Here is a 13,515-nt window from a genome sequence, read left to right as displayed (position 1 = left end):
CTTCATGCAGCACGGGGTGAGCAGTCACTCAGTCGGCATGTGGCGCCACCCGCAGGACAAGGTCGGCTGGGACTACGCGTCGCCACCGTACTGGGAACATCTGGCCAAGACGCTGGAGCGAGGGCTGTTCGACGCGGTGTTCCTGGCCGACGAACTGGCCCCGTACAACTCCTTCGAGAACAGCTCGGACGCCACTGTGCGGTACGCGGTGCAGGCCCCGACGCATGAGCCGGCGGCACTGGCGCCGATAATCACCGGCGCGACAACGAATCTCGGAGTGGGCATCACGTTGTCGACCGCGTTCGAGCATCCCTACTCGATGGCCCGCCGGCTGTCCACGCTCGACCACCTCTCGGGCGGGCGGATCGCGTGGAACATCGTCGGGTCGTACTCGCCGTCGGAGTTCGCGGCCTACGGACAGGAGATGCCGGACCGCTCGATCCGCTACGAGCGCATCGCCGAGTATGTGGACCTGTGCTGTCAGTTGTGGGATTCGTGGCAGCCCGACGCGGTGGTCGCCGACCGGGCTACCGGCATCTACGCGCACCCCGAGAAGATCCGCGAGGTCGTCTTCGGGGGTAAGCACTTCCAGTGCCGCGCACGACATTTCGTCGCTCCTTCGCCGCAGGGCCGACCGGTGTTGTGGCAGGCGGGAGCCAGCGAGCCGGGCCGACAGTTTGCCGCGTCCACCGCCGAGGCGATCTTCGCGATCCAGCCGACGGCGTCCTCGATGCGGGCCTACTCCGACGACATCCGCGGGCGCGTCGCCGCTGCCGGGCGTGATCCGGACGCGGTCAAGCTGTACTACGGCGCGCAGGTCATCGTCGGCGCGACCGACGCCGAGGCGTCCGAGAAGGCCGCGCATCTGCGGTCGCTGCTGCGGCCGGAGGCGTCGCTGGCGATGCTGTCCGGTCAACTGGGTGTGGACTTCTCGACCTTCGATCCGCTCACCCCACTCGACGAGGTCGCGGTTCCCGGAATCCAGGGTGTCAAGGACGCGTTGGTCGCGACGGGCGCGGGCCAGCGGGTGACCGTTGCCGAGGCCGCCGACATCTACGCGTTCCGCTTTTCGATGCCGCAGGTGATCGGCACGCCGGAGTCGGTGGCAGATCAGCTGGAAGTGTTCATCGACGACGGTGGCGCCGACGGCTTCATGCTGCTGGCCACGTACACCCCTGGGTGTTTCGAAGAGTTCGTCGATCTGGTCGTGCCGGAGCTTGTCCGCCGCGGGCGCTACCGCACCCGCTACCCGGGGCGGACGCTACGCGCGAACATCCGCAACGACTAGGTGGCCTACGGGCCGCTCGCAATGACGACCGGGGACGCGGCAGATCAGTAGTCGACGCGGAATCCCCCGATGAGGCCGATGATGTTCCCGTCGGGGTCCGGGAAGCGGCTCAGCCGCACCCCTTTACTCGCGTCGACGATGTCGCCGGGGTGTAGACCGCGCTGCGTCAGCTCGGCGATGTGGTTCTCCAGATCGTCCACCGCGACGTTGAGCTCGTCTGTTCCGGCTCTGTCCGGGTCGTGGAACACCTGCACCCACGCCCCCGGCAGCACCTGCCATTCGACCAGGGTCGGCATCGGGTTGTTGTCCTCCCCGCGGCCGAACAGGGATGCGTACCACTGCCTGCTCATCGCGATGTCGCGGACATGGACGACCGCCAGTACGTGGGCGATAGACATGCGGCTCTCCTTTCTTCTCACGGATACCGACTCCGGACCACCGCCGATCTCACCGCTCCGGCCGCAGCCGCGTCCGGACCTTGCTAGGTTTTTCCGGTGCCGGGTAGCTGGGGACCAATTCTGACGGAGCTCATTCCACTCGCCCTTGTCATCGCGCTCTCCCCGCTGTCGATCATTCCCGCGGTCCTGGTGCTGCGGAGTCCGCGGCCCCGCGCGGCGGGGGTGGCGTTCTGCATCGGCTGGCTGGTCGGCCTGGCCGTGCTGACCGGGATCTTCCTGCAGTTGTCCGATCTGGTCGGCGGGATCGGCACCAAGCCGCCGAACTGGGCGTCGTGGCTGCGCATCGTCATCGGCGTCGGATTGATCGTCTTCGGCGCCTACCGCTGGGCCACGCGTAAGCAGTCCGAGCACATGCCCGGATGGATGACGCGCATGAGCGGCCTGACTCCACCTCAAGCGTTCGGCATGGCGGCGGCGCTGACCGTGCTCAACCCCAAGGTGTTCTTCATCTGTGTCGCAGCGGGTTTGGCGATCGGATCGGCGGGACTGGAATCGCCGGCCGTGTGGGGCGCCGAGATCTGGTTCGTCGCGATCGCGGGCATGACCGTCGCGATTCCCACTCTCGGCTACGCGATCTCCGGGGGGCGCCTCGAGCCGACGCTGAACCGGGTCAACGCGTGGATGGAGCGCCAGCACGCGGTTCTGGTGGCTGCGATCCTCGTCGTGATCGGTCTTCTGTTGCTGTACAAGGGCGTTCACGCCCTAACCGGGTAGGCCCAGCTCCTCGGCATCGGCGGTCAGATACCGCGTCACGGTCGGGGCCAGCAGCCTGACCACATCCTCGGCCGGCAGTTCGGACAGCGGCGCCACCCTCATCACGTACCGCAGCAGCGCGGTCCCTACCAGGCTGCTCGCCGCGAGCATCGCCCGCAGCCTGGCCTGGTCACCGCCGCCGAGCTCCCCGGACACCGCGGTCAGCACGTAGTTCTGCATGAAGGTGCGGAAAGCCTCGTGCGCATCGGAATTGGACGTGGCCGACGCGAGCATGGCGCGCATGGACTCGGCGCTCTCGGGCGCTTCCCAGATCCCCAGATAGGTCCGCACCATCCTGGTCCCGATGTCGGCGTCGTCCCCATCCGAACCGGCGAGCGCCGCGACCAGTACCGCGGGGTCGATGATCAGGCGCAGCGCCTCGCGGAACAGCTGCTCCTTGGAACCGAACAGATACAGCACCATCGACGGATCCACCCGGGCGTCGTCGGCGATCGCGCGCAGCGTGGTCCTCTCGTAACCGTCGCGTGCGAAGCGTAGCTTCGCCGCCGCCAGCACCGCGTCCCTGGACACCGGCTCGCCCTGACGACGGCCCCGGCGCCTCGTTGTTCCGGCTGGTCGCGGCATGCACCGACGCTACCATTTCAATCATCGTTGAATTACGGCCGGATCAGGCTTACGCTCTTCTCACCAGCATTTCAACGACTGATGAAAAGAGACCGTCATGACGTCGACGCGCTCACACACCGAACCGTCGGCCGCCGTCCGTGCCGGCGGCATCGTCGTCGCCATCACCGCGCTGCTCGCGGTGGTGGCTCTCGCCTTCGCTCTGCCCGCGGCCCGGTCAGGCCCGCACGACGTGCCGATCGGTGCGGCCGGACCGGAAGCCGCCGGCGGCCGGATCGCCACCATGCTCGACGAGAAGATGCCGGGCGCCTTCGCGGTGACCTACTACCCTGGTGAGGCCGCGCTTCGCGACGCGATCCGGAACCGGGACGTCTACGGCGGGTTCGTGCTCCCGTCACGACCCGGTGAGCAACCCGCGCTGTTGATCGCCAGCGGCGGCAGCCCGGCGGTCGCGCAGTTGCTGACCCAGCTGGGCGCTGAGCTGGGACGGCAGACCGGCACACCGGTGCGCACCGAAGACCTCGCCCCTCCCACCGCCCGGGATCCCCGCGGCGCGGGTCTGGCCGCGTCGGCGCTGCCGATCACGCTGGCTGGGATTCTGCCCGCCATCGCGCTGGTGCTGGCGCTGCGGCGCGAGATCTGGACCGGCTTCGCCGCCGCCGTGGTGTTCTCTGCCGTCGCCGGAGTCACCATCGCCGCGCTGCTGCGATTCGTCCTCGGTTCGATCGACGCGAACTTCTGGGGTGTGGCCGCCGGGCTCACGCTCGGGGTGGCCGCGACGCTGCTGTTCATCTTCGGCCTCGGCTCGCTGTTCGGCAGAGCGGGCCTGGCCGCCGGTGCCCTGCTCGCGCTGCTGGTGGGCAACCCGTTGTCGGGTCTGGCCGGCGCCCCGGAGATGCTGCCCGCCGGCTGGGGCCAGTTCGGCCAGCTGCTTCCGCAAGGCGCGACCGCGACGCTGTTGCGGTCGACGGCGAGCTTCGGCGGCGCCGGCGCCACAACCGCCGTCATCGTGCTGACCTGCTGGGCACTGGCCGGCGCAGCGCTGGTGGCGGTCGCCGCCGTTCGCGACAGGACCGCAGGCGCCGACGTGACTTAGGATCGTGCGGCGTGGGACTCGAAGACCGCGAATCGATGCGCATCCTGCGGGAGGCGTTCGACTTCGACCGCGGCTCCGAGTCGCTGATCGCCGACTTCTATACCCGATGGTTCGCCGCGGACCTGTCCGCGCGCGACCTGTTCCCCCCGGACATGGAGAAGCAACGCCAGGTCTTCGCGCAAGCCATGTGCTGGCTGTGCGACGAGCTCATCGCCCAGCGCGCCGAGGAGCCCGTCGCGTTCCTGGCCCAGCTCGGCCGCGACCACCGCAAGTACGGTGTCACACAGGCGCATTACGCGACTATGCAGCAAGCGCTGCTGGACACGCTGCGCAAGGCGCTGGTGGAGCAGTGGGACCGTCGGCTCGCCGAAGCCGTCGACGACGTCGTTCAGCTCGTCGTCGGGGTGATGAGCGGTGCGGCCGACGCCGAGACCAGCCCCCCGTTCTGCGACGGCACCGTGCTCGAACACCTCCGGCCCACCCGCGACGTCTCGGTCGTCCGGCTCAAGATGGACCATGCGCTGGCCTACCACCCCGGTCAGTACGTGCCCGTGCAGGTGCCGCAGTGGCCGCGCCGGTGGCGCTACCTGAGCCCGGCGATCCCGGCCGACCCGCAGGGCTACCTCGAGTTCCACGTCCGCTCGGTCGCCGGAGGCATGGTCAGCACCGCCGTCGTCGGAGAGACCCGGCCCGGTGACCGCTGGCGGGTTGCCAATCCGCACGGCGCGATGGAGATCGACCGGGCCGCGGGGGATGTGCTCATGGTCGCCGGCAGCACCGGCCTGGCGCCGCTGCGGACGTTGATCATGGACCTGACCCGGTTCGGTGAGAACCCGCGGGTGCACCTGTTCTTCGGCGCCAAGTACCCGTGCGAGCTCTACGACCTGCGCACGCTGTGGGAGATCGCGTCGACCAATCCGTGGCTGTCGGTCACACCGGTTTCGGAGCTGAACTTCGACCCGCCGTGGGCGGCGCACTTCCCCGACCCAACCCCGCCCCGCGGACTGCATGTGCGCCAGACCGGTCTGCTGCCCGAGGTCGTGACGCGGTACGGCAACTGGGGCGACCGGCAGATCCTGCTCTGCGGACGGCCGGAGATGGTGCGGGCCACCAAGGCGGCCCTGATCGCCAAAGGTGCCCCCGCCGAACGGATCCAGCACGACCCGCTGGCGGGCTGAACAACGCATGGCAGGATCGCAGCCATGGACGCGTTCGAAACCGTCACGCTGCGTGATCCGTCGTCCCCGCTGACCGCGACCTACGCTCCGGGCGCCGGCATGGTCGGCACCTCGCTGTCCGACGACGGGGTCGAGCTGCTCGGCCAGCGCCGCGGTCTGTACGCCTACGTGTCGAACCACAAGACCATGGGGATCCCGATCCTCTACCCGTGGGCCAACCGCCTCAGCAGCAACGGTTACGGGGTGGACGGCGCGGTGGTGACGCTGACCCCGGGCACCGGGGGCGTGCGCACCGACGAGCACGGGGTCCCGATCCACGGCATCCTGGCCGCCTATGACGACTGGACCGTCACCACGATGCTGGAGTCGCAGCTGAGCGCCGAACTGGATTTCGCGGCGCGGCCCGGCCTGCTGGCCAGCTTCCCGTTCCCGCACCTGCTCACCCTGGACATGACACTGCGCGACCGCACACTCACCGTCACCACCACGGTCACAGCGACGACCGGGTCCCGGGTGCCGCTGTGCTTCGGCTTCCATCCCTACCTACAACTGCCCGACGTGCCGCGTGCGCAGTGGCAGATCGAGACACCGCCTATGCGGTACCGCCCGGTCAACGCGTGGGGCATCCCGACGGGGCTCATGGAGGACCGGCCGGCCCACTCCGAGACGCTGGGCGACACGGTGATCGACGACGGCTACGACGAGGTCGCACCCGGGTCGATGTTCGCGCTGTCCGGCGGCGGGCGGCGGATCGAGGTGCATTTCGACGAAGGGTTCACCGCCGCACAGGTCTTCGCCCCGGGCAACGACGACGTGGTGTGCTTCGAGCCGATGGCGGCCCCCACCGACGCACTGCGCAAGGGCGGTTACCGCGAGGTGCGGCCCGGCGAGTCCGCGGTGGCCCGGTTCCGGATCAAGGTCGCCTGACCCCAAGGTGCCCTGACTTCCAAAAGGCCGAAATCGCATTCCCTGCGGGCACATCGCGAAAAAGGCCGCGTGGAATGCGATTTCGGCGGTTCGGGGTGCGGCGCGAGAGCCCCGGACTACGAGCGCTTGTTGCGCGGCTGCCACACCACCAGCGCGGTGCTCTTGGCGCGCGGCTGGGCCCGCAGGTGCTCCACTTCCTCGCTGAGCTCTCGCACCCGGGCCTGAAGCGCCTCGACCTGATTGGTCAGCTCGATGATGCGTTTGATCCCGGCGAGATTGACCCCTTCGTCCTGTGACAGCCGCTGCACCTCGCGCAGCAGCTCCACGTCACGTTGCGAATAACGCCGTCCGCCACCGGAACTGCGCTGCGGGCTGACCAAACCGAGCCGGTCGTAGGTACGCAGTGTCTGCGCGTGCATACCGGCCAGCTCGGCGGCCACCGAGATCAGGAAGGTCCTGGCCTCCTCGTTACGGCTGGACCGGCCGGCGCTCACAGCGCACCGGCCCATCCCGCCCGCGGGTCGAAACCGCTGGCGCGTTCAGCTTTCGCGTACGCCTCCAGTGCCTCTGCGGCCTCGCCTTCGAGGTTCGGCGGCACAGCGACCTTCACGGTGACCAGCAGGTCGCCGTGGCCCCCGGAACGCTTCGGGACGCCCCGGCCGCGGACCCGCAGGATGCGGCCGTCGGAGGTGCCCTTCGGCACCCGGACACCCACCTTGCCCTCCAGAGTCGGAACCGAAAGCGTTGTCCCCAACGCGAGTTCGTGGAAACTGACCGGGACGGTGACCGTCAGGTCGTCGCCGTTGCGGCCGAAGACCTTGTCCGGCTTGACGTGGACGGTCACGTAGAGGTCGCCCGACGGCGCCCCGCGCAACCCGGCCTCGCCCTGGCCGGCCAGCCTGATCCGCTGCCCGTCCTCCACGCCCGGCGGGATCCGCACGTTGATGGTGCGCGTGCGGGTGGTCACCCCGGTGCCCCGGCATTCGTCGCACGGGTTCTCGATGATCGAGCCGCTGCCCCGGCATTCGGTGCATGGCTCGGAGAATCCGAACGCGCCCTGGTTGCGGCTGACGACGCCGGCCCCGTTGCAGTTCGGGCACACCTTCGGGCTGGTTCCCGGACGTGCGCCGCTGCCATGGCAGTTCGTGCACGGGGCCGGGCTGGTGAGCCGCAACGGCATCGCCACACCCTTGGTGGCCTCCAGGAAACTGAGCGAGGTCTCGGTCTCCAGGTCGTTACCGCGGCGGGGCCGCGACGGCCGCGGCTGCTGGGCGCCACGGCCGAACAGCCCACCGAAGAGATCCCCGATGTTGGCGCCGCCGGCCTGGCCGGCGGCGTCGAACAGATCGTTGAGGTTGAACTCCGTGCCGTCGCTGCCACCGAAGCCGCCGAACCCCCCGCCGCCACTGAAGCGGCCGCGACCGAACCCGCCGCCTGCGAACAGCCGGCGGGTCTCGTCGTACTCCTTGCGTTTCGCGGGATCGGTGAGCACCTCTTTGGCTTCGGAGGCAGTCTTGTAGCGCTCCTCGGCTTCGGTGTTGCCCGGATTCCGGTCGGGGTGGTTCTCCGCGAGGATCTTGCGGGCGGCCCGCTTGATCTCCTTCTCGTCGGCATCGGAAGCGACGCCGAGCACTTTGTAGAAGTCCTTCTCAACCCACTCGCGTTGGGCCATGGTGCGTCACCTCCTTACCTTCTTGTCACGGTTGCTGGTCGATTCTCACGATTGTGAGGGTTGTTCCGGCGCGGCGTCGGCATTCTCGGCCTCGGACGCGTCGGGAACGGTGTCGACGACGCCCACCATCGCGTGGCGGACGACCTGTTCGCCGACTTTGTAGCCGCGCCGCATCACGTTGCCGACCACCGGATGAGTGCCCTCGCCCTCGTGCTGCACGGCCTCGTGCAGCGCGGGATCGAACTCCTCACCCTCTTCGCCGAAGCCGGTCAGGCCCAGCCCCTCGAGCGTGGAGACCAGCTTGTCCGCGACGGCCCGTAGCGGCCCGGACTCCAGGTCTCCGTGGCTGCGTGCCCGGTCGAGGTCGTCGAGGATGGGCAGCAACTGGCTGATCACCGTGGCCTTGGCCCGGTCGGCGATCATCTGCTGGTCGCGCAGCGAACGCTTGCGGTAGTTGGTGAAGTCGGCCTGTACCCGTTGCAGGTCGGCGAGCAGCTCTGCCGCCTTGCCGGCTTCCTCGGCTTCGACCGCCGACTCACCGGCCGACCCCGCCGGCGCCGGCCCACTGGGGGCCGGCCCGGCTGCCGGAGTCTCGCGCACCTGCCCGGTCTGCGGGTCGATGCGCCGTTTGTCGGTGACCGTGATGGGTTCTTCTCTGTCGACTGGATCGCTCACTTGCGCTCGCCGCCGTTCGAGCTGTCGTCCTCCACCACCTCGGCGTCGACCACGTCGTCGCTGGAGCCCGATCCACCGGCGGACTCGCCACCGGGCGCGCCGCCCGCGGGCTGCTCGGCCTGGGTGGCTTCGTAGATCGCCTGGCCGAGGGCCTGGCTCTCCTCACCGAGCTTCTCCATGGCCGACTTGATGGCGCCGATGTCGGTGCCGGCAAGTGCGGTCTTGGCGTCGGCGATCGCGGCGTCGACCTTGGACAGCGTGTCCTCGGGAACCTTGGACCCGCCCTCGGCGGAACGCTGTTCAGAGACGAACTTCTCCGTCTGGTAGACCAGCGACTCGGCCTGGTTGCGGACGTCGGCCTCTTCGCGGCGCTTGCGGTCCTCGTCGGCGTGCGCCTCGGCGTCCTTGATCATCCGGTCGATCTCCTCCTTGGACAGGCCGGAGCCTTCCTGGATCTTGATCGTGTTCTCCTTGCCGGTGCCCTTGTCCTTGGCGGTGACGTGCACGATGCCGTTGGCGTCGATGTCGAAGGTGACCTCGATCTGCGGGACACCGCGCGGGGCCGGCGGGATGCCGGTCAGCTCGAAGGAGCCGAGCAGCTTGTTGTGCGCGGCGATCTCGCGCTCGCCCTGGAACACCTGGATCTGCACCGACGGCTGGTTGTCGTCAGCCGTGGTGAAGGTCTCCGAGCGCTTCGTCGGGATCGTGGTGTTGCGTTCGATGAGCTTGGTCATCACGCCACCCTTGGTCTCGATACCGAGCGACAGCGGGGTGACGTCAAGCAGCAGAACGTCTTTCACCTCACCCTTGAGCACACCGGCCTGCAGCGCGGCGCCGACGGCGACGACCTCGTCCGGGTTGACGCCCTTGTTCGGCTCCTTGCCGCCGGTCATCTCCTTGACCAGATCGGAGACCGCGGGCATCCGGGTGGACCCGCCGACGAGCACGACGTGGTCGATGTCGCCCACGGCGATGCCGGCGTCCTTGATCACCTGCTGGAATGGCTTGCGGGTGCGGTCCAGGAGATCCTGGGTGATGCGCTGGAATTCGGCGCGCGTCAGCTGCTCGTCGAGGAACAGCGGGTTCTTGTCGGCGTCGACGGTGATGTAGGGCAGGTTGATCGACGTGCTCTGCGAGCTCGACAGTTCGATCTTGGCCTTCTCGGCGGCTTCGCGCAGCCGCTGCATCGCCATCTTGTCCTTGGTCAGGTCGATGCCGGCCGAGGCCTTGAACTTGTCGACGAGCCACTCGACGATCCGGTCGTCCCAGTCGTCGCCACCGAGGTGGTTGTCACCGGAGGTGGCGCGCACCTCGACGACACCCTCGCCGATCTCCAGCAGAGACACGTCGAACGTGCCGCCACCGAGGTCGAACACCAGGATGGTCTGCTCTTTCTCACCCTTGTCGAGGCCGTAGGCCAGCGCGGCGGCGGTCGGCTCGTTGACGATGCGCAGGACGTTGAGGCCGGCGATCTGACCGGCTTCCTTGGTGGCCTGACGCTGGGCGTCGTTGAAGTATGCGGGGACGGTGATCACCGCGTCGGTGATGTCCTCACCGAGGTAGCTCTCGGCGTCACGCTTGAGCTTCATCAGCGTGCGTGCGCTGATCTCCTGCGGCGTGTACTTCTTGTCGTCGATCTCGACCGTCCAGTCGGTGCCGATGTGGCGCTTGACCGAACGGATGGTCCGATCGACGTTGGTGACGGCCTGGTTCTTGGCGGGCTGACCGACCAGCACCTCGCCGTTACGCGCGAACGCGACGACCGACGGTGTGGTGCGGGAGCCCTCGGAGTTGGCGACGACGACCGGATCGCCACCCTCCAGAACTGCGACGACGGAGTTGGTGGTCCCGAGGTCGATACCGACCGCACGAGCCATAGTTGCTGCCTCCTGAGTAGACGTTTCATCGGACTGAGTGCACCGGACTCAAGACTGCTCTTTTCGACACGTCTCTGTCAACCCAGACTTGAGTCAAGTTCACTCAACTATCGAAAGATGAACGAGCCCGGCCCGGGGATTTGTTCCCGGGTGCGGATCGAGAACTGCGAAGGGGCCTGGGTGTACCCGGCTAATTTCCGTCGGGGGCGGCGCCGAAGACGAACCGCCGACCGCTGACGATGAACGGGCGGATCCGCACGAAATGGGTCTTCACCGTCGCCGTCCATGGCATCAGGCCCGCGCACTCGGCCTCGGCGATCTCCTCGTCGGTCCGCAACGAGCGCGAGGGTCCCTTGACGATCACGCTCCAGCCCTCGGCGCTGTTGTAGCCGTCGGCCTCGAAGAGCACCTCCTTGCTGATCGCCGCCGCGATCAGCTTGGTGCCCTCCGCGGTGCTGAACAACACGGTGCGGTTCTGGACAGCGAAGTTGATCGGGAAGATGTACGGTTCCCCGTCGACGCAGGTGACCAGCCGCCCGAGGGGCGCCCCGGCCAGCAGATCCCAGCACTCCGAGACCGACAGGATCGAGACCGGCTGGCCCTCGTGCGACATGGGGGTGATGTTACCGATCCGAGTCGACATCGGACCCCCCTACGAGCACAGCCACCGCGAGTCACTCCCGTCCCATGCGCCACAGCTGCGTACGCTGAGGGGCAATGAGGACTCAGGTGGCCCTGGCCGCGACGGCGCTGGCATGCGCAGTCGCGCTCGTCGGCTGCCAGTCAGCGGTCGAGGGCACCGCGACGCGGGAACCCGACTCCCACAGCGAACCGGAGTTTCCGACCACCCGGCCAAGCCGTCCGAGTACCACACCGCCGCCCACCACGACCCGTCCTGCACCGTCGACACCGCCGCGCCCGTCGGGCGGTGAGGTGCTCCAGCCGCAGAACGGCTATGTGTTCATCCAGACCAAGAGCGGCAAGACCCGATGCCAGCTCAACCAGAGCGAGGTCGGCTGCGAGTCGGCTTTCACCGACGCACCGCAGATCGACGGTCTGCCGGCCAACGGGGTGCGCCTGCGCGCCGACGGCGAATTGAGCTGGGTGCTGGGCAATCTGGGCGATATCCCGGCGGTGACCCTGGACTACCGCACCTATTCGGCGGTGGGGTGGACGATCGACGCCGGCCAAGACGGCACCCGGTTCACCAACGACAGCACCGGTCACGGCATGGTGGTGCGTGTGGAGGGCGTCGAGAGCTTCTGAGTACCGGGGTGCGAACGACCGATTGAAAGTCCCAGGACTTCAGGCGATCTCGCGCGGCCATACTGGTCGTGTCCCGCACTCTTTTGGAACCGGCCGACGGGCCGCAGAAGGGAACGAACTGACATGACCGTTGCGCAACGTGAACGGGCGGCCCTGGTGGCCACCTTCCGCGACGCCCCGCCGGATGCCCCGACGCTGTGCGAAGGATGGGACGTGCGGGATCTCACCGCTCACCTGGTGGTACGGGAACGCCGGCTCGACGCGTCCCCGGGCATCATGATCCCGGCGTTCGCCGACTACACCGAGCGGGTGCAGAAACGGGTGGCCGCGTCCACCGACTGGGACGCGCTGCTGGATCAGGTCGCGGAGGGCCCACCGCTGTACTCGCCGTTCAAACTTCTGGATCCCATCGCCAACGTCGCCGAGATGTTCATCCACCACGAGGACGTGCGCCGGGCCCGCCCGGGTTGGGAACCCAGGCCGCTTGACGAGCAGACCACCTCTGCGTTGCGCCGACCGATCGCGATGATGGCCAGGATGACGCTGCGCAAGGCTCCCGCGCATGTGGTGTTCCGCACCCCGCAGGGCGAGACGGTGGCCACCGCGGGCCGCGGCCCCCAGGTGACGGTCACCGGCGACCCCGGGGAGCTGCTGATGTTCGCGGCGGGCCGCGACGAGGCGAGGGTGCAGCTCGACGGCGCCCCCGACCTGGTGGAAAGACTCAAGAACGCCCGAGGCGGACTCTGAGCCTAGGCTGGCGACCGTGGCCGTGACACATTCCCCCGACTTCCGCGTCTTCGTCGAACCCCAGCAGGGCGCGACCTACGCCGATCAGCTCGCCGTCGCCCGGACCGCCGAGAGTGCCGGCTATTCGGCGTTCTTCCGGTCCGATCACTACCTCGCGATGGCCGGCGACGGATTGCCCGGCCCCACCGACTCGTGGGTGACGCTGGCCGGCCTCGCGCGCGAGACGTCGACCATCCGGCTGGGCACGATGGTCACCTCGGCCACCTTCCGGTACCCCGGCCCGCTGGCGATCTCGGTCGCTCAGGTGGACGAGATGAGCGGTGGCCGAGTCGAATTCGGGATCGGCGCAGGCTGGTTCGAAGCCGAGCACAAGGCCTACGCGATCCCGTTCCCGCGGCTGGGCGAACGCTTCGACCGGCTCACCGAGCAACTGGAGATCCTGACCGGTCTGTGGGACACCCCGGTCGGTGAGACGTTCGACTACACCGGCCGGCACTACACGATCAGCGACTCCCCCGCGCTGCCCAAACCCGCGCAGCGTCCGCACCCCCCGATCATCATCGGCGGCGGTGGCGCCAAGCGAACCCCGGCGCTGGCCGCGCGGTTCGCCGACGAGTTCAACATCCCGTTCGTGCCGCTGGAAACGCTGACCGAGCAGTACGCCCGGGTGGCGGCCGCGGTCGAGACGGCGGGCCGGGCCAAGGACTCGCTGACCTACTCGGCGGCGTTCGTGTTGTGCGTCGGCAAGGACGAGTCCGACATCGCCCGGCGGGCCGCCGCGATCGGCCGGGAGGTCGACGAACTGCGCTCCAACTCCCCGGTGGTAGGCACCCCCGACGAGGTCGTCGACAAGCTCGGCCCGTTCCTCGAAGCCGGTGTCCAACGGGTCTACCTGCAGGTTCTGGACCAGTCCGATCTCGACCACGTCGAGTTCTTCGCCGAGCACGTCATCCCCCGCATCGGCTGACCCGGCGGCGGGAACCCGCTCACGTC

15 protein-coding genes are annotated in these 13,515 nt (G+C 68.5%); 8 read left to right on the top strand and 7 right to left on the bottom strand.

What is annotated here, in order from left to right; all coding sequences use genetic code 11:
- The first annotated feature begins 4 nt into the window (after window positions 1-4).
- Complete coding sequence (locus KXD97_RS10405) at window positions 5-1,288, top strand: LLM class flavin-dependent oxidoreductase (protein ID WP_260757908.1); 1,284 nt, start codon at window positions 5-7, stop codon at window positions 1,286-1,288.
- Window positions 1,289-1,332: 44 nt separating this feature from the next.
- Here the strand turns inward: KXD97_RS10405 and KXD97_RS10400 are convergent, their stop codons facing one another.
- A complete protein-coding gene (locus KXD97_RS10400) occupies window positions 1,333-1,686 on the bottom strand; it encodes a VOC family protein (RefSeq protein WP_260756659.1) in 354 nt (117 codons plus the stop codon).
- Between the two features lie 96 nt (window positions 1,687-1,782).
- Here KXD97_RS10400 and KXD97_RS10395 point away from each other — a divergent pair, with 96 nt between their 5' ends.
- On the top strand, window positions 1,783-2,460 hold the full coding sequence (locus tag KXD97_RS10395) for a GAP family protein (RefSeq protein WP_260756658.1): 678 nt from the start codon (window positions 1,783-1,785) through the stop codon (window positions 2,458-2,460).
- Here KXD97_RS10395 and KXD97_RS10390 read toward each other — a convergent pair.
- Window positions 2,449-3,084, bottom strand: coding sequence for a TetR family transcriptional regulator (locus tag KXD97_RS10390; RefSeq protein WP_260756657.1), 636 nt, complete (start codon window positions 3,082-3,084; stop codon window positions 2,449-2,451). The two genes, KXD97_RS10395 and KXD97_RS10390, sit on opposite strands and share 12 nt — an antisense overlap.
- A 97-nt stretch (window positions 3,085-3,181) precedes the next feature.
- Here KXD97_RS10390 and KXD97_RS10385 point away from each other — a divergent pair, with 97 nt between their 5' ends.
- The 3 genes from KXD97_RS10385 to KXD97_RS10375 are packed head-to-tail and all read left to right on the top strand — an operon-like array spanning window position 3,182 to window position 6,285.
- On the top strand, window positions 3,182-4,180 hold the full coding sequence (locus KXD97_RS10385; RefSeq protein ID WP_260756655.1) for an ABC transporter permease: 999 nt from the start codon (window positions 3,182-3,184) through the stop codon (window positions 4,178-4,180).
- A gap of 11 nt (window positions 4,181-4,191) precedes the next feature.
- Window positions 4,192-5,358, top strand: a complete 1,167-nt coding sequence (locus KXD97_RS10380; protein ID WP_260756653.1) for an FAD-binding oxidoreductase — start codon at window positions 4,192-4,194, stop codon at window positions 5,356-5,358.
- Window positions 5,359-5,382: 24 nt separating this feature from the next.
- Window positions 5,383-6,285 carry an aldose 1-epimerase gene (locus KXD97_RS10375; RefSeq protein WP_260756652.1) on the top strand — a complete coding sequence of 301 codons (903 nt, stop codon included), beginning with the start codon at window positions 5,383-5,385 and terminating at the stop codon, window positions 6,283-6,285.
- A gap of 116 nt (window positions 6,286-6,401) precedes the next feature.
- Here KXD97_RS10375 and KXD97_RS10370 read toward each other — a convergent pair whose 3' ends face one another.
- From KXD97_RS10370 to KXD97_RS10350, 5 genes are all read right to left on the bottom strand, one after another.
- On the bottom strand, window positions 6,402-6,794 hold the full coding sequence (locus tag KXD97_RS10370) for a heat shock protein transcriptional repressor HspR (RefSeq protein WP_396884960.1): 393 nt from the start codon (window positions 6,792-6,794) through the stop codon (window positions 6,402-6,404).
- Complete coding sequence (dnaJ, locus tag KXD97_RS10365; RefSeq protein ID WP_260756650.1) at window positions 6,776-7,957, bottom strand: molecular chaperone DnaJ; 1,182 nt, start codon at window positions 7,955-7,957, stop codon at window positions 6,776-6,778. The genes KXD97_RS10370 and dnaJ overlap by 19 nt, the downstream gene beginning before the upstream one ends.
- 45 nt (window positions 7,958-8,002) lie before the next feature.
- The gene (gene grpE, locus KXD97_RS10360) at window positions 8,003-8,632 is read right to left on the bottom strand and encodes a nucleotide exchange factor GrpE (protein ID WP_260756649.1); all 630 of its coding nucleotides are present in this window, start codon (window positions 8,630-8,632) and stop codon (window positions 8,003-8,005) included.
- Window positions 8,629-10,509 (bottom strand): molecular chaperone DnaK, encoded by a 1,881-nt coding sequence (gene dnaK, locus KXD97_RS10355; protein ID WP_260756648.1) that lies wholly within the window; start codon window positions 10,507-10,509, stop codon window positions 8,629-8,631. Before dnaK ends, grpE begins: the two co-directional genes overlap by 4 nt.
- Window positions 10,510-10,699: 190 nt before the next feature.
- A complete protein-coding gene (locus KXD97_RS10350; protein ID WP_260756647.1) occupies window positions 10,700-11,122 on the bottom strand; it encodes a pyridoxamine 5'-phosphate oxidase family protein in 423 nt (140 codons plus the stop codon).
- A 104-nt stretch (window positions 11,123-11,226) separates the two neighbouring features.
- On the opposite strand from KXD97_RS10350, the gene KXD97_RS10345 reads away from it, so the two are divergent.
- The 3 genes from KXD97_RS10345 to KXD97_RS10335 all read left to right on the top strand — a co-directional run bounded on the left by KXD97_RS10345 (window position 11,227) and on the right by KXD97_RS10335 (window position 13,489).
- A complete protein-coding gene (locus KXD97_RS10345; RefSeq protein ID WP_260756646.1) occupies window positions 11,227-11,775 on the top strand; it encodes a hypothetical protein in 549 nt (182 codons plus the stop codon).
- A 123-nt stretch (window positions 11,776-11,898) separates the two neighbouring features.
- Window positions 11,899-12,522, top strand: coding sequence for a TIGR03085 family metal-binding protein (locus KXD97_RS10340; RefSeq protein ID WP_260756645.1), 624 nt, complete (start codon window positions 11,899-11,901; stop codon window positions 12,520-12,522).
- 16 nt (window positions 12,523-12,538) lie between these two features.
- On the top strand, window positions 12,539-13,489 hold the full coding sequence (locus KXD97_RS10335) for an LLM class F420-dependent oxidoreductase (RefSeq protein WP_260756643.1): 951 nt from the start codon (window positions 12,539-12,541) through the stop codon (window positions 13,487-13,489).
- The last annotated feature ends 26 nt before the right edge of the window (window positions 13,490-13,515 follow it).

It is taken from the genome of Mycobacterium sp. SMC-8, assembly GCF_025263565.1.
GTDB lineage: Bacteria > Actinomycetota > Actinomycetes > Mycobacteriales > Mycobacteriaceae > Mycobacterium.
The sequence above is the reverse complement of the archived record's forward strand: the minus strand, read 5'-3'. Positions and strand labels throughout refer to the sequence as shown.

Coding starts and splice junctions, on each gene's coding strand:
- KXD97_RS10405 (WP_260757908.1), top strand. CDS start 5: ATGCAGCACGGGGTGAGCAGTCACTCAGTCGGCATGTGGCGCCACCCG.
- KXD97_RS10400 (WP_260756659.1), bottom strand. CDS start 1,686: ATGTCTATCGCCCACGTACTGGCGGTCGTCCATGTCCGCGACATCGCG.
- KXD97_RS10390 (WP_260756657.1), bottom strand. CDS start 3,084: ATGCCGCGACCAGCCGGAACAACGAGGCGCCGGGGCCGTCGTCAGGGC.
- KXD97_RS10385 (WP_260756655.1), top strand. CDS start 3,182: ATGACGTCGACGCGCTCACACACCGAACCGTCGGCCGCCGTCCGTGCC.
- KXD97_RS10375 (WP_260756652.1), top strand. CDS start 5,383: ATGGACGCGTTCGAAACCGTCACGCTGCGTGATCCGTCGTCCCCGCTG.
- KXD97_RS10370 (WP_396884960.1), bottom strand. CDS start 6,794: ATGGGCCGGTGCGCTGTGAGCGCCGGCCGGTCCAGCCGTAACGAGGAG.
- dnaJ (WP_260756650.1), bottom strand. CDS start 7,957: ATGGCCCAACGCGAGTGGGTTGAGAAGGACTTCTACAAAGTGCTCGGC.
- dnaK (WP_260756648.1), bottom strand. CDS start 10,509: ATGGCTCGTGCGGTCGGTATCGACCTCGGGACCACCAACTCCGTCGTC.
- KXD97_RS10350 (WP_260756647.1), bottom strand. CDS start 11,122: ATGTCGCACGAGGGCCAGCCGGTCTCGATCCTGTCGGTCTCGGAGTGC.
- KXD97_RS10345 (WP_260756646.1), top strand. CDS start 11,227: ATGAGGACTCAGGTGGCCCTGGCCGCGACGGCGCTGGCATGCGCAGTC.
- KXD97_RS10340 (WP_260756645.1), top strand. CDS start 11,899: ATGACCGTTGCGCAACGTGAACGGGCGGCCCTGGTGGCCACCTTCCGC.